The 17,365-nt window shown below is 73.3% G+C and carries 13 protein-coding genes and 1 tRNA gene; 3 read left to right on the forward strand and 11 right to left on the reverse strand.

Translation table 11 applies throughout. From position 1 onward, the window contains the following. Positions 1 to 63: 63 nt before the first annotated feature. Entirely contained in the window at positions 64 to 3,333 is a 3,270-nt protein-coding gene (locus NRK68_RS13995) for a S41 family peptidase (protein WP_183069107.1), read from the forward strand. A gap of 104 nt (positions 3,334 to 3,437) precedes the next feature. Here the strand turns inward: NRK68_RS13995 and NRK68_RS14000 are convergent, their stop codons facing one another. The 3 genes from NRK68_RS14000 to NRK68_RS14010 are packed head-to-tail and all read right to left on the reverse strand — an operon-like array spanning position 3,438 to position 6,879. Beyond that, positions 3,438 to 4,322, reverse strand: a complete 885-nt coding sequence (locus NRK68_RS14000; protein WP_257855901.1) for an SDR family oxidoreductase — start codon at positions 4,320 to 4,322, stop codon at positions 3,438 to 3,440. Further along, positions 4,319 to 5,263, reverse strand: a complete 945-nt coding sequence (locus NRK68_RS14005) for an alpha/beta fold hydrolase (protein WP_257855902.1) — start codon at positions 5,261 to 5,263, stop codon at positions 4,319 to 4,321. Before NRK68_RS14005 ends, NRK68_RS14000 begins: the two co-directional genes overlap by 4 nt. Continuing rightward, complete coding sequence (locus tag NRK68_RS14010; RefSeq protein WP_257857846.1) at positions 5,260 to 6,879, reverse strand: flavin-containing monooxygenase; 1,620 nt, start codon at positions 6,877 to 6,879, stop codon at positions 5,260 to 5,262. Before NRK68_RS14010 ends, NRK68_RS14005 begins: the two co-directional genes overlap by 4 nt. Positions 6,880 to 7,058: 179 nt before the next feature. On the opposite strand from NRK68_RS14010, the gene NRK68_RS14015 reads away from it, so the two are divergent. Then, positions 7,059 to 7,748 (forward strand): MerR family transcriptional regulator, encoded by a 690-nt coding sequence (locus tag NRK68_RS14015; RefSeq protein WP_183069104.1) that lies wholly within the window; start codon positions 7,059 to 7,061, stop codon positions 7,746 to 7,748. Here the strand turns inward: NRK68_RS14015 and NRK68_RS14020 are convergent. Continuing rightward, positions 7,730 to 8,533 (reverse strand): exodeoxyribonuclease III, encoded by an 804-nt coding sequence (locus NRK68_RS14020; protein ID WP_183069103.1) that lies wholly within the window; start codon positions 8,531 to 8,533, stop codon positions 7,730 to 7,732. The two genes, NRK68_RS14015 and NRK68_RS14020, sit on opposite strands and share 19 nt — an antisense overlap. Positions 8,534 to 8,571: 38 nt before the next feature. On the opposite strand from NRK68_RS14020, the gene NRK68_RS14025 reads away from it, so the two are divergent. After that, complete coding sequence (locus NRK68_RS14025) at positions 8,572 to 9,084, forward strand: GNAT family N-acetyltransferase (protein ID WP_257855903.1); 513 nt, start codon at positions 8,572 to 8,574, stop codon at positions 9,082 to 9,084. A 74-nt stretch (positions 9,085 to 9,158) separates the two neighbouring features. On the opposite strand, the gene NRK68_RS14030 is transcribed toward NRK68_RS14025, so the two are convergent. From NRK68_RS14030 to moaC, 7 genes are all read right to left on the reverse strand, one after another. Continuing rightward, positions 9,159 to 10,511, reverse strand: coding sequence for a CoA transferase (locus tag NRK68_RS14030; protein WP_257855904.1), 1,353 nt, complete (start codon positions 10,509 to 10,511; stop codon positions 9,159 to 9,161). Positions 10,512 to 10,600: 89 nt separating this feature from the next. After that, the gene (locus tag NRK68_RS14035) at positions 10,601 to 13,921 is read right to left on the reverse strand and encodes a hypothetical protein (protein ID WP_257855905.1); all 3,321 of its coding nucleotides are present in this window, start codon (positions 13,919 to 13,921) and stop codon (positions 10,601 to 10,603) included. Between the two features lie 341 nt (positions 13,922 to 14,262). Further along, positions 14,263 to 14,336: transfer RNA gene (locus tag NRK68_RS14040), tRNA-Ala, on the reverse strand. Positions 14,337 to 14,414: 78 nt separating this feature from the next. Beyond that, positions 14,415 to 15,449, reverse strand: coding sequence for a divisome protein SepX/GlpR (gene sepX, locus NRK68_RS14045; protein WP_183069099.1), 1,035 nt, complete (start codon positions 15,447 to 15,449; stop codon positions 14,415 to 14,417). A gap of 155 nt (positions 15,450 to 15,604) precedes the next feature. Then, entirely contained in the window at positions 15,605 to 16,213 is a 609-nt protein-coding gene (locus tag NRK68_RS14050; protein ID WP_257855906.1) for a GNAT family N-acetyltransferase, read from the reverse strand. A gap of 17 nt (positions 16,214 to 16,230) precedes the next feature. Next, positions 16,231 to 16,794, reverse strand: coding sequence for a MogA/MoaB family molybdenum cofactor biosynthesis protein (locus NRK68_RS14055; protein WP_183069198.1), 564 nt, complete (start codon positions 16,792 to 16,794; stop codon positions 16,231 to 16,233). Positions 16,795 to 16,838: 44 nt separating this feature from the next. Then, entirely contained in the window at positions 16,839 to 17,318 is a 480-nt protein-coding gene (gene moaC / locus NRK68_RS14060) for a cyclic pyranopterin monophosphate synthase MoaC (protein ID WP_030662516.1), read from the reverse strand. Positions 17,319 to 17,365 lie beyond the last annotated feature (47 nt).

Below are 17,365 nucleotides of genomic sequence, written 5' to 3' on the forward strand. Positions count from 1 at the left end.
ATGGGGTGGCGTGGATCACCAGTACGAGTTGCCGCACCCCCTCCGCGCGGAAAGCATTGGGGGGTGAGTCACGACGTCGCGTACCTCCGGTTCCCGCACCTGCACGACGACCTCCTGTGCTTCGCCACCGAGGACGACCTCTGGGTCGCCCCGCTGGTCCCCGACGGCCACACCCCAGGACGCGCCTGGCGGGTCACCGTCGACCGGACCCGGGTCGGCCACCCCCGCTTCTCCCCCGACGGCCGGCACATCGCCTTCACCACCTGGCGCAGCCTCGACCCCGAGATCCACCTGGCGCCCGTCGACGGCGGGCCCGCCCGGCAGCTGACGCACTGGGGTGCCACCGACACCCGGGTCTGCGGCTGGGACCCCGACGGCAACGTCCTCGCCGTCTCCTCGCACGAACAGCCGTTCTCCTACTTCTCCTGGGCCTACAAACTGCCCACCGACGGCAGCCCCGGCGGGCGCCTGCCCTGGGGCCCCGTCTCCGACATCCAGGTCGCCGACATCGACGGCGAGCACCGCAGCCTGCTCCTCACCGGCAAACCGCCGCACGAGCCCGCCGCCTGGAAGCGCTACCGGGGCGGCGCCATGGGTCGGCTCTGGCTGCACGGGCGCCAGCTCCTGGAGGGCCTCGAAGGGCACCTGGACGCGGCGATGTTCGTGGGCGGCCGGATCGCCTTCCTCTCCGACCACGAGGGCATCGGCAACCTCTACTCCTGCCTGCCCGACGGCACCGACCTGCGCCGCCACACCGACCACGACGAGTTCTACGCCCGGCACGCCTCCAGCGACGGCTCCCGGGTCGTCTACCAGTGCGCCGGGGACCTCTGGCTCGTCGACTCCCTCGCCCCCGACGCCGCCCCGCGCAAGCTCCGGGTCCGCCTCGGCGGCCCGCGCGCGGGCCGGCGCACCTACCAGGTACCGGCCGCCAGCCACGTCGACTCCCTCTCGGTGGACGCCACCGGGCGGGCCAGCGCGGTCGTGGTGCGCGGCAGCCTGTACTGGCTGACCCACCGCGACGGACCGGCCCGGACCATCGCCGACACACCGGGCGTACGGGTGCGGCTGCCGGAGATGCTCGGCAGCGGCGGGCAGGTCGCCTACGTCACCGACGCCGAGGGCGAGGACGCGATCGAGATCGCCTACCTGCCCCGGGCCTCGGGGGACCGGGAGCCGCGCCGGCTGGCCTCGGGCGCACTGGGACGCGTGACCGAACTGCTCGCCGACCCCGACGGGGAGCGCCTCGCCGTCGCCTCGAACGACGGCCGGCTGCTGCTCGTCGACGCGGCGGAGGAGTCCGACGGCGAGGTCACCGAGCTGATCCGGTCCATCAACGGCCCCGTCACCGACCTGGCCTTCTCCCCCGACGGGGACTGGCTGACCTGGTCGCACCCGGGCATCGGGCGCTCGCTGCGGCAGATCAAGATGGCCCGCATCTCCGGCCCCGGCGCGCGTACCGTCGTCGACGTCACCAACGGCCGCTTCGCCGACGAGAATCCGGTCTTCACCCGGGACGGGCGCTACCTGGCCTTCCTGTCCTGGCGCGGTTTCGACCCGGTCTACGACGTGCACACCGGCGACCTGTCCTTCCCGCTCGGCTGCCGCCCGTACCTGGTGCCGCTGTCCTCCGCGACCCCCTCCCCCTTCGCGCTCTCGGCCGAGGGCAGGCCCGCGGCGGGCGGACTGGACCCGGGCGAGGGCGAATCGGAGAACTCGGGCGAGGGCGGCGCCGTGACCGTGGAGGTGGAGGGGCTGGAGAGCCGCGTCACCCCGTTCCCGGTGAGCGCGTCCAAGTACTCGGCCCTGTACCCGGTGCACGGCGGCGGGCTGGTCTGGCTGCGCTGGCCGATCTCGGGCGCGCTCGGCGAGACCTTCGCCAACCCCAACGACATCAGCGGCAAGCCCACGCTGGAGCACTTCGACCTGACCAAGGCCCGCAAGAGCGAACTGGCCTCGGGGCTGGACTGGTTCGCGGTCAGCGGCGACGGCACCCGCCTCGTGATCAACGACGACGGGGACCTGCGCGCGGTCCCCGCCACCGAGTCGGGCGACGGCGACTCGACGGTCTACCTGGACCTGCGGCGCATCCTGCACGAGGTGGACCCGGCGGCCGAGTGGCGCCAGGCCTTCGAGGAAGCCGGGCGGATCATCCGCGCGTACTTCTGGGAGCCGAACATGTGCGGCATCGACTGGGACGGCGTACTGCGCCAGTACCGCCCGCTGGTCGAACGGGTCGCCTCCCCCGACGAGTTCGCCGACCTGCTGCGCGAGGTCCTCGGCGAGCTCGGCACCTCGCACGCCTACGTCTCCCCCGCCCGCCGCAACGAGGGCCCCCCGCACTACCAGCGGGCCATCGGCCTGCTCGGCGCCAACCTGGTCCCCCGGGACGGGACATGGGTGGTGAGCAAGATCCTGCCCGGCGAGTCCTCCGACTCCAAGGCCCGCTCCCCGCTCGCCGGCACCGGCATCCGGGAGGGCGCGGTGCTCACCCACGTGGACGGCCGGCCCGTGGACCCGGTCGCCGGCCCCTACCCGCTGCTGGCGGGAGCGGGCGGCACCACCGTCGAGCTGACCTTCCGGCCGGAGGAGGGCTCGGCCCGCTCCCGCCGGGTCGCCGTCGTCCCGCTCATCGACGAACGGCCGCTGCGCTACCAGGACTGGGTGTCCAAGCGGCGCCAGGTGGTCCGCGAGCTCAGCGGCGGCCGGTGCGGCTACCTCCACATCCCCGACATGGGCGGCTCGGGCTGGGCGCAGTTCAACCGCGACCTGCGCATGGAGATGTCCCGGCCCGCGCTGATCGTGGACGTACGCGGCAACGCTGGCGGCCACATCAGCGAGCTGGTGGTGGAGAAGCTCACCCGCTCCATCCTCGGCTGGGACCTGACGCGCGACGCCCAGCCCGTCAGCTACGCCTCCAACGCGCCCCGCGGCCCGATCGTGGCGCTGGCCGACGAGGCGACCTCCTCGGACGGCGACATGATCACGGCGGCCTTCAAACTGCTGGGCCTGGGGCCGGTGGTGGGCCAGCGCACCTGGGGCGGGGTGGTCGGCATGACCGGCCGGCACACCCTCGGCGACGGCACGGTGATCACGGTGCCGATGAACGCGGCCTGGTTCCCGGAGTACGGCTGGTCGGTGGAGAACCACGGCGTGGAACCGGACTTCGAGATCCTGCGCACCCCGCTCGACTGGGCGGAGGGCCGGCACGCCCAGATGGACGACGCCGTGCACCTGGCGCTGGAGCTGCTCGAACAGGACCCAGCCGCGATGCCGCCCGGCTACACGGACGTACCGGACCGGCGCCGTCCGAAGCTGCCGCCCCGGCAGTGAGCGGATACCGGCCAGGGCGCGCCCGCCGGTGACGGCCGCGCCCTGGCCGGGCCTCATGGGTGACGGACGGAGCCCGCGCCCGGCGCCCCGGACGGCTGTCCCGGTCAGTGGCTCCGGCTGCGTTCCTGCTCGTCCGCGGCGCCGCCCGCCCCGACCAGGCCGCGGGAGACACCGGCCAGCCGGGGCTCGAAGCGCTTCACGTCGCGCTGCCCGACCGTCGCGATGATCCCGGGCAGGTAGCCGCGCACCCCCTGCATCCCGCGCAGCCACCACTGCGCGTACACGTGCGGCGAGCGCCGCTCGATGCCCGCGAGGATCCGGTCGACGGCGGGCCCCAGCGGGTAGGTGCGGTTCGCCGGCCACGGCAGCCGCTGCCGCAGCTCCCGCATGACGTTGTCCTGGTCCGCGCCGCGCACCATGTCGGTGTCGGTCCACGAGAGGTAGCCGACTCCGACGCCCACGCCCTTGTGGGCGACCTCGGCGCGCAGGCAGTGGGCGAAGGCCTCGACGCCGGACTTCGAGGCGCAGTAGGCGCTCATCATCGGCGCCGGGGTGATGGCGGCGAGCGAGGCGATCTGGAGGAAGTACCCGCGGCTCTCCGTCAGTACGGGCAGGAAGGCCCGGGCGGTGACGGCCCCGCCGATCAGGTTGACCTCGATCACCCGGCGCCAGGCGTCGGGGTCGGAGTGGGCGAACGGCCCTCCCGCGGCGACGCCCGCGTTGGCGACGACGATGTCGACCCTCCCGAAGCGCTCCTTCACCTCCTGGGCGACGCGCGCCATCGCCTCGTGGTCGGTGACGTCGGCGTACCAGTGCTCGCTGTCGGTGTGCAGGCGCTCGGAGACCTCCTTGAGGGCCTCCGGCTCCAGGCCGACGAGGGCGATCCGCGCGCCGCGGGCCGACAGCTTGCGGGCGAGCAGCTCGCCGACCCCGCGGGCGGCCCCGGTGACGACGGCGACCCGGCCTTCCGGACTCCTGCGAGCGCTCACGGTGTCTTCTCCTTCTCGGTGGTGTCGAGATCGTCGAGATCGTCGAGATAGCGCGCGGACAGCTCGCGCACGGCACGGGTGACGGCTTCGGGGGCCTCGACCGGGGTCATGTGACCCACGCCGGTGAGCTCGGTGAGGCCCACGCAGTGCGGCAGCGCCGCGGCGAGCCCGCGGGCGTGGACGAGCGGGGTGAGCCGGTCGGCGGTGCCGCCGAGCACTGCGGTGGGGACGGTCAGCCGGGCCACGTCGGCGTCCAGGTCCAGCCCGGCCAGCACCCGGGACCAGGCGTGCCGCACCCCGGTGGGACAGGCGTGCACGATACGGGCGCACGCCTCGACCCGGTCGGGCGCCGAACCGGGGCCCATGGTGGCGTACTTGAGGATCTTCCGGGCGACGGGCGTGACCGGCCCGAGCGGGGCGCGGGATCCGAGGACGGCGCCGGTGACCCGGGTCCGGGCGCGCCCGGCGCCCACCGGCAGCACGGTGGCCCGCTCGACCAGGGCGGAGCTGCCGGTGCTGCACAGCAGCGCGGCCGCGGCGTGTTCGGTGAACTCCGGCCGGGCCGCGGCCGCCATGATCGTCATGCCGCCCATGGAGTGCCCGGCGACGACCGCGCGTTCCCCCGGGGCGAGGGTGGCGCCGAGCACCGCCACGAGGTCGTCGGCGAGTGCGGTGGTGCTGTGCTCCCGGGCGGCGGGGCTGCGTCCGTGTCCGCGCTGGTCGTAGGCGACGACCCGGTGGGTGGCGGACAGGGCCCGTATCTGCGCGGCCCAGAACGCGGTGGAGCAGGTCCAGCCGTGGGCCAGCACCACGGGCGGCGCCCCCTCCTCCCCGTGCACCTCGACGTGCAGGCGGGACCCGTCGGCGGAGACGGCGACGAGTTCGCGCCGCGGGGCGGGTGGGGCGTAGGGGCCGGAGGTGACGTGCGCCGGGCGGCTCACGCGACGCCCTCGGCGGCGTCGGCCCCGGCGGCTTCGAGGCCGGCCCCGCCGGCGTCCGCGGTGCGGGCCTCCGGGGGCGGCGCCGCCGGCGACGGCGCCGCGGCAGGAGCAGCCGCGACGGCCACCGGCACCCGCTCCCTCACCCGTACGACCTCGTACTCCCCCAGGTCGACGCTGCGCGTCTCGCGGCGGAACTCACCGGTCGTGCCCGGCCAGACCGTCGTGTTGCGGCCGTTGGCGTCCAGGTACCAGCTGGTGCAGCCGCCGGTGTTCCAGACGGTCCGCTCCATCCGGGCCTGCACCTGCCGGTTCCACTGGTTGACGGCGGAGGGGCGCGCGGCGAGCGCGACCTTCCCGCCCAGCATGCCCAGCTGCCGCAGGTAGTCGGCCATGTAGTTCAGCTGCGACTCGATCATGAGGATCATCGAGCTGTTCCCGAGACCGGTGTTCGGGCCGATGATCGTCATCCAGTTGGGGAAGCCGGCCGCGGTCGCCCCGCGCAGCGACTGCATCCCGTCCTTCCACTGGTCGGCGAGGGTCCGGCCGTCCGCGCCCACCACCCGGTCGGCGATCGGCATGTCCGTGACATGGAAGCCCGTACCGAAGACGATCGCGTCGACCTCGGTCTCGGTCCCGTCGGCGGCGACGAGGACCGAGCCCCGGATCTCCTTCAGCCCCGAGGCGACGAGGTCCACATTCGGCCGCGCCAGCGCCGGGTAGTACTCGCTGGAGAGCAGGATCCGCTTGCAGCCGATCCGGTAGGAGGGGGTCAGCTTGGCGCGCAGCTCCGGGTCCTTGATCGACCGGGCCATGTTGGCCCTGGCGAGCGCCTCGACGAGTCCGAGCTGGTTGGGCCGCTTGGTGAAGGCGCTGACCTGGAGTTCCCGGATGCCCCACAGCAGGCCGCGGCGCGCGGCGCGGGTGAAGGGCAGCTGCCGGTGCACCCAGCGCTCCACCGCCGAGATCGCCCGGTCGGTGCGCGGCATCACCCACGGCGGGGTCCGCTGGAAGAGCGTCAGACGCTCCACGTCGGGGGCGATGGCCGGCACGATCTGGATCGCCGAGGCCCCCGTACCGATCATGGCGACGCGCTTGCCGGCGAGGTCGTAGTCGTGGTCCCAGCGCGCGGAGTGGAAGACCTTGCCGGGGAACCCGGCCAGTCCCGGCACCTCCGGCAGCTTCGGCTCGGACAGCGGCCCGGTCGCGGAGACCACGACGTCGGCGGTCAGCTCGCCCCGGGAGGTCTCGATCTCCCAGCGCAGTTCGTCGGCGTCCCAGCGCATCATCAGGACCTCGGAGTCGAGCCGGATGTGCCGGCGCAGCCCGAAGGTGTCCGCGACGTGCTCCAGGTACTCCCGGATGGCGGGCTGCCCGGAGAAGGTCCGGGGCCAGTCCGGATTCGGTGCGAAGGAGAAGGAGTACAGGTGCGACGGGACGTCGCACGCGCATCCGGGATAGCTGTTGTCCCGCCAGGTCCCGCCGACGGAGTCGGCCCGTTCCAGGACGACGAAGTCCGTGATCCCCTCGCGCCGCAGCCGCACGGCGGCCCCGAGCCCGCCGAATCCGGACCCGATCACCGCCACCCGTACGTGCTCGCGCCCCTCGCGCCCGCCCATGCCGCCCATGCCCGCCGCCTTCCGCTCATCCGCAGTTCCAGCCACGCAACGCCGCAACGCACCAACCATCGAAACACTGCCAGCAATCACTGGCACAATCGGGAGGGTAGAGCAGCCCCGTACTCATGGGTAGGGGGCGGACCCGGAAAGTTACTCCCGGTACGCCATAGGCTGCGTCTGTGGCGACGGAAGAAACGCAAGCGAAGCCGGTGCGCGAGTACCGCACCGAGGAGCTGGCCGAGGCGGCCGGCATACCCGTGCGCACCCTGCGCTTCTACCGGGAGCGCAAACTGCTCCCGCCGCCCCGCCGCGAGGGCCGCATCGCCTGGTACGACGACCACCACCTGGCTCGCCTGCGCACGATCGCCGGACTGCTCGAACGGGGTCACACCCTCGGCGGCATCGCCGAGCTGACCGCCGCCTTCGAGAAGGGCCGCGACGTCGGCCAGCTGGGTGAGCTGCTCGGCATCGGCTGGTCGGAGGAGACCCCCGTCCGGCTCACCCCGGAGGAACTGGCCGACTACTTCGAGGGCGAGGTCACCCCCGAGAACCTGGCGGCCTCCCTCGACCTGGGCTACCTCGCCGTCGACGGCGACGCGATCGTGCACGTCAGCCGCCGCCTGCTGGACGTCTCCTCGGCGCTGGTCCGCGAGGGGGTGCCGCTCGCCGACGTGCTGGAGACGGGCCGCCGCGTCCGCGAGCACGCGGACGCGATGGCGCTGCTGTTCACCGAGCTGATCTCGGAGCACATCTCCCCGGACGCGCTCACCCGGCTGCGCCCGCTCGCCAAGAGCGTGGTCGAGGCCGAGCTGACGATGGCGATGGACCGCCTGCTGGCGTCCGCGAAGGGTCAGACGCCGAGCTCGTAGACGACGGTCACGGGCGCGTGGTCGGACCAGCGCTCGGGGTGCGTCTCGGCCCGCTCGACGAAGGCCTTCACGGCCTTCGCGGCCAGCCCCGGGGTCGCCACCTGCAGGTCGATCCGCCAGCCGGCGTCGTTGTCGAAGGCACGGCCGCGGTAGGACCACCAGGAGTACGGCCCCTCCGTGTCGGGGTGCAGCTCGCGCACCACGTCGACGTAGCCGGCCTCGGCGTAGACCTTCCCCAGCCACTCCCGCTCCTCGGGGAGGAAACCGGCGCTCTTGCGGTTGGTCTTCCAGTTCTTGAGGTCGGCCTCCTGGTGACAGATGTTCCAGTCACCGCAGACCACGACCTCGCGCCCGTCGGCGGCGGCCCTCTCCTTGAGCCCGGTCAGGTAGGCCAGGAACTCCCGCATGAACCGGTACTTCTCGTCCTGCTTCTCCGTGCCCGCCTCGCCGGAGGGCAGGTAGAGGCTGGCCACGGTCACACCGGGCAGGTCGATCTCCAGGTACCGCCCGGCGGTGTCGAATTCCTCACTGCCGAAACCGACCCGTACCCGCTCGGGCGCGCGCCGCGTGTACAGCGCGACCCCGGCCCGGCCCTTCACGGCGGCCGGCGCGAAGACGGTGTGCCAGCCCTCGGGGGAGCGCACCTCCTCCGGGATCTGCCCCTCCTCGGCCCGTACCTCCTGCAGGCACACCACGTCGGCGTCGGATCCGGCGAGCCACGCCCCGAAGCCCTTCTTGGCGGCGGCCCGGATCCCATTCACATTCACGGAGGTCACAGTGAGCATCCCTGCACCATAGCGGGAGGGTTCCGTACGATGTCCGGATGTCTCATGGGATCGAGCTCCGCACCGTGCCGTACGACCACCCGGACGCGGTGAAACTCAACGACCAGGTCCAGCTCGAATACCAGGAGCGGTACCAGGGCGAGGGCGACGCGACCTTCCTGGACCCGGCGATGTTCGCTCCGCCGCAGGGGCTGTACATAGTGGCGTACGACACCTCCGGCGCCCCGGTGGCGACGGGCGGCTGGCGCAGCCAGGAGCAGAACGACGAGGGCTACTCGGACGGCGACGCCGAGCTCAAGCGGATGTACGTCGTCCCGGAGGCCCGCGGCCTGGGCCTGGCCCGCCGCATCCTGGCCACGCTGGAGACGGACGCCCGCGCGGCGGGCCGCCTGCGGATGGTCCTCGAAACGGGTGACCGGCAGCCGGAGGCGATCGCCCTCTACCTCTCCGAGGGCTACACCCCGTCCCCGAAGTTCGGCTTCTACCGCTTCTACGACTCCAGCCGCTGCATGTCCAAACCCCTCCACCCCGCAAGCCCTGCCACCGTCTGAGGCATTCCGGCCACGCCGGCGTTCGAGGCGCGGGAGTCCGGGGGCGGCGCCCCCGGCAACGGCGGGCGACCGCCCTACCGCGGGAGCCAGGCGGCCCGGTCCGTCCCCCACCGGGACGGCCCGGTGGCCCACTCCCCGAAGGGACTGGCGGCATGCCGCAGCGCCCCGTACCCCGACCCGGTCTCCCGCAGCCACGGCTCCGCCGAGTACGCGGCAGCCCCGCGGCCCCCACCCGTCGGCGACAGCCCGCGCACCAGCCAGGACCCCGTCCCGGCCAGGGAGAACCGCAGCCCCCGCCCGCCGCCCTCGGCCAGGGCCCGCATCACGCCGGCCGCCACCAGATAGCCCGTCCCGTGGTCCAGCGCCTGCGCCGGCAGCACCCCCGGCGTACCGTCCGGCGCCGCGCACGCGGCGGCGATCCCGTAGCCCGCCTGCACCAGCGAGTCGAACCCCCGCCTCCCGGCCCACGGCTCCGGCGCCCTCCGTCCCCACGCGCACAGCTCCGCCACCACCAGCCCCGGCCACCGCTCCAGCAGGTTCGGCACCCCGAGCCCGTGCCGCTCCAGCGCCCCCGGCCGGTACCCGGTGACCACCACGTCGGCCGCGTCCAGCAAGCCCTCGAAGACCGCCCGGTCCCCGACCCGGGCCAGGTCCAGCAGCGCCGACCGCTTCCCGAAGCCGGTGTCCGCGTACGTGTCGTCCGCCTCCGGCAGCCCCGGCGGGTCGATCCGCAGCACGTCCGCACCGAGCAGGCCGAGCGTGCGCGTGGCGACGGGCCCGGCGATGACCCGCGTCAGGTCCAGCACCCGCACCCCATCGACGGGCCGGCCCGACGGAGCCGCGCCGAGCGGCCGGCCCGCCGTTCCGGTGGTGTGGGCGGTCTCCACCAGCGGCTGCGGACCCCCGTACCGCCGCGCAACGGCGACGGCGAGACCGCCCGCGCCGTAGACGCGTTCCTGCACCTCGACGGCCGGCCGTCCGGCGACCGCGGCGCGCAGCGCCTCCGGCGTCGGGGACGGCAGCCCCAGCGCCCTTGCCAGCGCGGCTGCGTGGTGCGGATAGTTGGCGTGCGTGCGGACCCAGCCGTCCGCGGCCCGCCAGAAACCGGACAGCGGCGCGAACGCCACCGGGGCCCGGCCGTCCACCCGCAGATGGCGTTCGCTGAGGAAGGCCGTGGCCACCGCCGCCTCGTCCACCACGAGGGCCGGGACGTCTCCCGCCGTGCCACCGGCCCGCACCGCGCCGAGCTCCCCCGCCGCCAGCGCGCAGACCCCGACGGTGGCACGCGCCAACTCCCGCACCGGTAGCGGCCCTTCCCCGAGCCCGCCGCTCCCGACGTACCGGACCCGCCCCACGACCTCCGGTGCACCGCCGAGCGCCTCCCACGCCGACGCCGTACCGAAGTCACGTTCCTCACCGATCGTCATGAACGCATCCTCGCCCAACCGCCCCCCGGAAACGCCGAGATCCCGCCAGGTCCTTCGACCGGGCGGGATCTCGTGACGTCTGCCGACAGCTAGCCGAGGTGGCCGAAGAGGTCGACGACAACATGGGTGGAAGCCCAGCCGAGGTTGGCGATCTCGACCTTGCCGTCGGCTCCCACGGGTACCGTGACCAGGTTGGCCACGGTCTGTCCGGTCGTCCAGTTGAGGTTGGAGGAGTCGGGGCGGGTGGTGCCGGCGGGCCAGACGGTGAGGTGGCCGTCGGACTTGGGATCGGTGACGGTCACGTTCAGCACGACGGCCTTGGCCCGGCCGGCTTCGCCGGTTCCGGAGAGGTCGAGGACGGTGCTGCCGCGGGCGGGCACGGCGGTGGTGGTCCGGGTGTCGAGCAGGCGCTGGATGCCGGCGGTGCGGTAGGTGGCGCCGGCCTGGTCGTCGGAGTAGTAGCCGAAGACGTCGGCGATCAGATGTGCCGTGCCCCAGCCGGCGTTGAACAGCTTCACCGTGCCGTCGGCGCCGACCGGGACCACCACGTGGTTGGGCACGGTCTGTCCGGCCGTCCAGTTGAGGCTGGAGGAGTCGGGGCGGGTGGTGCCCGACGGCCACACCGTCAGGTGCCCGGCCTCCTTCGGGTCCGTCACCGTGATGTTGAGCACGACGGCCCTGACGCCGGACTGCGGGATCCCGCCGCGGCCCGCGACCTGCAGTGTCACCTCGCCGCGGGCAGGCACCGGGGTGGTGCCCGGGCGGCCGATACCCGCGCGGGAGTCCAGCAGACGGGCCGGGCCCGCCGCGGTGAAGGTGCTGCCCGAGGCGTCGGCGGAGTAGTAGCCGAAGACGTCGGCGATCAGGTGCGTCGTGCCCCAGCCGGCGTTGCGCAGGTTGACCTTGCCGTCCTCGCCGACCGGGACCACAACCTGGTTCGGCACGGTCCGCCCGAACGTCCAGTTGAGGTTGGAGGCGTCGGGGCGGGTGGTGCCGGAGGGCCAGACGGTCAGGTGCCCGTCGGACTTCGGGTCGGTGACGGTCACATTCAGCACGACCGCCTTGACACCCGACTGCGGCACCCCGGCCCGGCCTGCCACCTGCAGCGACACCTCGCCGCCCGCCCCCACCGGGGCCGTCCCGGCTCGGCCGAGTCCGGCCCGGGTGTCGAGGAGCCGCGCCGGGGACAGCGTGGTGAAGCGGTCACCGGCCCGCGCGGCCGCGATGCCGTTGCCGGCGACGTGGATGCGCTGCCCGGCGGCGTCGGTCCACACGATGTTCGAGCCGGTACGGTCCACCGCCCAGGACCGGTTCGCTTGGCGCTGGCCCTTCCACTCCTGGCCCTGGGCCAGGGTGCGGACCCGCACGGTGCTTTCGTTGCCCGACGTCTTGATGCCCTCGTGGAAGTCGAGCAGCAGCAGCCGGCCGGTGGCCAGGTCCTGACGCACCAGGTAACCGTCACCGAGCAGCGACTCCCGCCCCCAGAAGCTGTTGGTCCAGTTGGTGCTCAGCACCGGCACCGAAAGGGTGTGGCGCGTCACCGTGTCGTACACGCCACTGGTGCGCACCGTGCCCCAGCTGTCCTGGCAGGCCCAGGAGACGTAACGGCCGACGGCCTCCAGCAACGTGGAAAGGCAGGGCGTGGTGAAGGTGCCCCGCTCCGTCTCGCCCCGGATGTCCGTGGCGCGGACGGTGTTGCTGCCGTTCTTGGCGGTCCAGAGCGTGTCGCCCTGCACGGCGACGGCGGTCGCCTCTGTCCGGAGCACGTGAGTTCGGGTGTCGAGATCGCTGACGATGACCTGGTGGTCGGACGTCGAATTGCCGTACGCGGTCTGCGCGAGCACCATGTAGCGTCCCGCGGCGTCCGCGGTCTGCATGCCGCCCTCGCCGTTCATGGGGATGGTGCCCGCCCACTCGCGGTTCCCCGCCTCGCGGAAGACGACGAACCGGTTCCTCGCCACCGGCTCGTGCTCCAGGTAGCGGCCGTCCCCGGTGGACCGGAGGCCGGCGCAGGCGCGGCCGTGGCTGTAGCAATTGCTGATGGAGTGCGTTCCGTCGAGGTATTCCGCGGTCTTGACCGGGGTCGCGTCGTTCGAGATCCGGTAGCTGCGGAACGAACCGGTGGTTCCTCCCGGCTGGAAGTGCACGGTGTCCGTGGCGGTGGTGAGCACGCCGCCGCCGATCGACAGGCCGAAAACGGTCGCGGGCGCAGGAGGGACGCCAACCAGCTTACGGGCCTGCGGTGTGGCGCCGTCGCCGTCCGCGGTGATCCGGTGGACGGCGGTCTGCGGCTGGGTGCCGTACTCGGGAGCCTTGGCGCTGCCGACCGCGATGAGCGAGCCGTCCGGTGCGGGCAGCAGTTGGGTGTCGGCGAGCTCCAGCAGGTATGCGAAGGTCCCGTCGTTCGGGCCGATGCCGGTGAAGCTCAGCGGACGGCCCCGGTTGTCGCCGCTGCTTCCTGCAACCGACTGGGTGCCGATCGCCCAGTCGCCCAGCAGCCTCAGCTCGCCCTTCTCCTGGTCGAAGTGGGCCGAACCCGAACTCAGCACGGTCTGCGGCTGCGCCCGGTCCAGCACGTGCTCCGGACCGTCCTGGGAGATGCGGAGCACCTTGCCCTTGGCCAGCCGGAACGTGTTCACGCGGTCGTGGGCGCCTTCGTCCGGAAGCGCAGTGGTCTGCCCCGTCACCACGTCCACCAGGGTGGAGTGGGTGAGGTCGCCCGAACGATGACGGAGGATCAGCGCGCTGTGGTCGCCGTCGTGCACCGCGGGCACGAGGGAAGCACCTGCCGGCAACACCACCTTGGTACGGACCGTGGAGGAGCCGTCCAGCCGGTTCAGGAACCAGCCGGTCACGGCCGAGGCGGTGCCCGCGTACGTCAGCACGGTGCGCCCGTAGGTCCCGGAGTAGCTCTGTCCGGCGGGGATCGTGACGGTCCCCAGCGCGACCGGCTTCCCGGTGGCCAGGTCGAACAGGTCGACCTCGGCGGGTGCCTGCGCCGTGGCCGCCGTGGGGACGGCGACGGTGTCGGAGGAGGTTCCGTAGCGGTGGTCGGGGGCTCCCAGGTAGCCGCCCGGGGGGAGGCCTTCGAAGACGCCCCCGTCGACCGGGGCGGGCAGTCGCAGCCCGGTGTCGCTGGTGGCACCGGTGTCGTACCGGGTCCACAGCAGCTGGTCGCCGCCCTCACGGGCGTGCAGGAGGCCGGTGTCGCCGGCCACGAACAGCTGGTCCCTGGCCGGGAGACCGCGGGGAGCCGGGGGCAGCACGAGCTCGGTGGGCGCGCCGGGGGCCGGTGCCGCGACCGCCTCGGGCAGGGCCGGGGCCAGCAGCGCGGCGCCCGTGGCCAGAGCGACCGTTGCGGCCCCCAGCCCCCGGCGAAGTCGCGACGTTCGTCTTACGGTCGGGTCCACTGACACTCTCTCCTGGGCGAACACGGGAGGAAGGGAATGCCGGCTGCCGGCCCCGCGCCTCCGCTCTCGCGGGCCGGTCGACCTGGCTCTTCGAGCCGTTCCCCCTCCGATCGCGTCGGAGCATAACAACGCCGGTCAATCGTTCGCACAGGAGTTCACCGGGTGACTGACGGCCCGTGCTCGGCGGGCGGAAAGTGCTGAACTCCCGGAGCCCGAGCCCCTCGAGGGACACATGTGGGACGGCATCCCGAACGCCCCCGGAAACGCCGAGATCCCGCCCCGCCTTCCGGCGGAACGGGATCTCGTGACGTTCACGAGAGCTACTCGCGAACTGTCGTCTGTGGACCTGTGGGGATTTGAACCCCAGACCCCCTCGATGCGAACGAGGTGCGCTACCAGACTGCGCCACAGGCCCTTGCGACGTGTGAAACATTAGCACCCCCGCGCCGGTGCTCCAAAACGCGTATCCGCGACGGTCCGCGCAGGTCACCGATCACTCGTTCGCGGCGCGGGGGCGGTCCTCGTTCTCGTACTGGTCGAACAGTGGGGTGCGGCCGCGGCCCTGGGCGCGGGGGCGGGGGTCCTCCTCCGGGGCCGGTGCCGGGGCGGGGACGGCGGGCTGGGCGCGCAGGCGGGGTTCCGTCGGCTCGGCCGTGCTGGAGCGGGTCGCGCTCCAGGCGTCCGGGGTCACGGGGCCCGTGGCGCGGGGGGCGACCGGGGCCGTCACGTACGTCGGCAGCGGGACCGGGACCGGCTCCCAGCTGTCACCGCGGACGGGGCCGCGTTCGCGTTCGCGCTGCTGGTCCACCCACTCGGCGTGGTCGGTCTGCTCGACCAGCGCACGCCGTCCGGCCTCCTGCGGGGAGACCGGTGGAGCGGGGTCCGGTTCACCGGCCGCCGGCGCGCCCTCCTCGGGGTGGCGGCGCTGCGGGCGGTCCTCGCGCAGCCGGCGCGCGGCCGCCTCGGCCCGCCGCCGGTCCATGGTGAACTCGTAGCGCCGCCGCTCCTGGACCCGCAGGTGGGCGATGTACGTACTCAGCAGGACGGCGGGGACGGCGGGGGCCCACAGGTAGTGCAGGCCGCCCACGGCCGCGACGACGGCTCCGGCGGTGAAGACCAGGAAGAGGAGTGCGGTGGTGCGCCGGCGGCGCGCGAGGACCTGGAGGCGTTGTTCGCGCCGGGCCCGCTCCGCGCGCTGCTCCCGCTCGGCGGCCGCCGCACGCGGCTCCGCCCTGGTCGGGGACACGCCGAGGGCCCGGGCGTCGGCGTCGACGGAATTGACCGTCTCCGTCGCGGCGTCCGGGTCCGCGTGGGGCTGGGGCTCCGCCTCCTCGTCACCGCGCTCACGCAGCCCCTTGGCGTAACGGCGCTCCATTCCCGCCCGGCCGGAAAGCAGCCGAATGGCGGTGGAGAAGCGTTCCGTCGGACGGGCTTCGTTCAGCTCGTCCTGCCTCCGGAGCCACATGGGCACCAAGTAGGCGGCCCAGGCCCCGACAATGACTGCGTAGATGAGGCCGCTGCTGCTCACACCTCACACCGTAGAGGGGCGCGGGCGAGGGGATCGGCCAATTGGGCCGGTGTGTCGCGCGATCTCGCTGATATCACGGACTTTTTTTGTGATTCTTCGGATCAGGTTATGGGCGAATCGGTTACCCAGGGCCATTAATTCGAACAGATATTCGTTTATTTCGGCGGTGACGGCATGTGGCGCGAGCGGTGCCAGCGGCGCAGCAGCCCCTCCGGCACCTCCTCCGCCGTGATCGCGTAGACGAGGTGGTCGCGCCATGCGCCGTCGATGTGGAGGTAGCGCGGACGCAGTCCCTCCTCGCGCAGGCCGAGCTTCTCCACGACCCGCCGGCTCGGCCCGTTCTCGGGCCGGATGCACACCTCGATCCGGTGCAGCCCGACCTTCCGGAAGCAGTGGTCCACCGCCATCGCGACGGCCGTCGGCATGACGCCGCGGCCGGCCACGTCGCGGTCCACCCAGTAGCCGACGTGCCCCGCGCACATCGAGCCCCAGGTGATGCCGGCGACCGTCAGCTGGCCCACCAGCCGGCCCCGGTACTCGATGACGAAGGGCAGCATCCGGCCCGCGTTCGCCTCCGCCCGCAGGTGACGGACCATCTGGCGGTACGTGGGCCGCTGGATCACCGGCCCCCACGGCGCGGGCGGCGGGATCGTCGCCTCCCACGGCCGCAGCCAGTCGCGGTTGCGCCGGTTGACCTCGCGCCAGTCCTTCTGGTCGCGCAGTTTTATCGGCCGGAGCGTGACATCGCCGTCGGTCAGGACCACCGGCCAGGTGGGGCCGTTCAGCTCGCGCTCCCGGAGGGTCCCGCCGGTCTGGGATGGTCGCCGCCCCGGATCTGGTCCACCGCGTGCGGCAGGATGCGGGACAGGACCGCGAGGCCGTCGCGCACCCCGCCCGTGGAACCGGGCAGGTTGACGATCAGCGTGCGCCCGGCGACGCCCGCCAGGCCCCGGGACAGGGCCGCGGTCGGCACCTTGGCCAGGCCCTCGGCGCGGATGGCCTGCGGGATGCCCGGGATCTCGTAGTCCAGTACCCGCGCGGTGGCGTCCGGGGTGCGGTCGGTCGGCGAGATGCCCGTACCGCCGGTGGTCAGGATGACGTCGTAGGCGGCGGCCACGCCCTCGCGCAGCGCCTGCTCGACGGGGTCGCCGTCCGGGACGACCCGGGGGCCGTCCACCGTGAAGCCGAGCCTGTCCAGCGCTTCGGCCAGCAGCGGCCCGCCCTTGTCCGCGTACACGCCCTGCGACGCCCGGTTGGAGGCCGTGACGACGAGCGCCCTGCCGAGGGGTCCGGCCGGGGCCGCACCGGGCTCCGGGGCCGCACCGGGCTCCGGCGCCGGGGCCACCGCCGCCGAGTGGTGGCTGTGCACCTCCCCGCCGCGCGGGGCGTTCACGACCGCGCCCAGTCGCCGGACTTGCCGCCGGTCTTCTCCTCCACCCGGACGTCGGTGATGACGGCGCCCTTGTCGACCGCCTTCACCATGTCGATCACGGTGAGGCCGGCGACCGCGACGGCCGTCAGCGCCTCCATCTCGACGCCCGTGCGGTCGGTCGTCTTCACGGTGGCGAGGATCTCCACGGCGTCGTCGGCGACCGACAGGTCGACCTTCACGCCCGAGACGGCCAGCGGGTGGCACAGCGGGATCAGGTCCGGGGTCTTCTTCGCCCCCATGATCCCGGCGATGCGCGCGGTGGCGAGGGCGTCGCCCTTGGGCACTCCCTCGCCGCGCAGCAGCTCGATCACCCGGGGGGAGACGAGTACACGTCCACTGGCGCGCGCCGTCCGGGTGGTGACGTCCTTCGCGGAGACGTCGACCATCCGGGCCGCACCGGCCTCGTCGATGTGGGTGAGCCTGCTCTCGGTACTCATTGCTGTGCCGCTCCGCTCTGGGCCCCCGGGGGCCTGTGTGGTGCGAC

The sequence above is a fragment of the Streptomyces yangpuensis genome (assembly GCF_024666385.1).
GTDB classification, from domain to species: domain Bacteria; phylum Actinomycetota; class Actinomycetes; order Streptomycetales; family Streptomycetaceae; genus Streptomyces; species Streptomyces yangpuensis.

Excerpts from the sequence above, each read along its gene's own strand:
- NRK68_RS14010 (WP_257857846.1), bottom strand. The coding sequence starts at position 6,879 with ATGGGCGGGCGCGAGGGGCGCGAGCACGTACGGGTGGCGGTGATCGGG.
- NRK68_RS14020 (WP_183069103.1), bottom strand. The coding sequence starts at position 8,533 with ATGCTCACTGTGACCTCCGTGAATGTGAATGGGATCCGGGCCGCCGCC.
- NRK68_RS14025 (WP_257855903.1), top strand. The coding sequence starts at position 8,572 with ATGTCTCATGGGATCGAGCTCCGCACCGTGCCGTACGACCACCCGGAC.
- NRK68_RS14030 (WP_257855904.1), bottom strand. The coding sequence starts at position 10,511 with ATGACGATCGGTGAGGAACGTGACTTCGGTACGGCGTCGGCGTGGGAG.
- moaC (WP_030662516.1), bottom strand. The coding sequence starts at position 17,318 with ATGAGTACCGAGAGCAGGCTCACCCACATCGACGAGGCCGGTGCGGCC.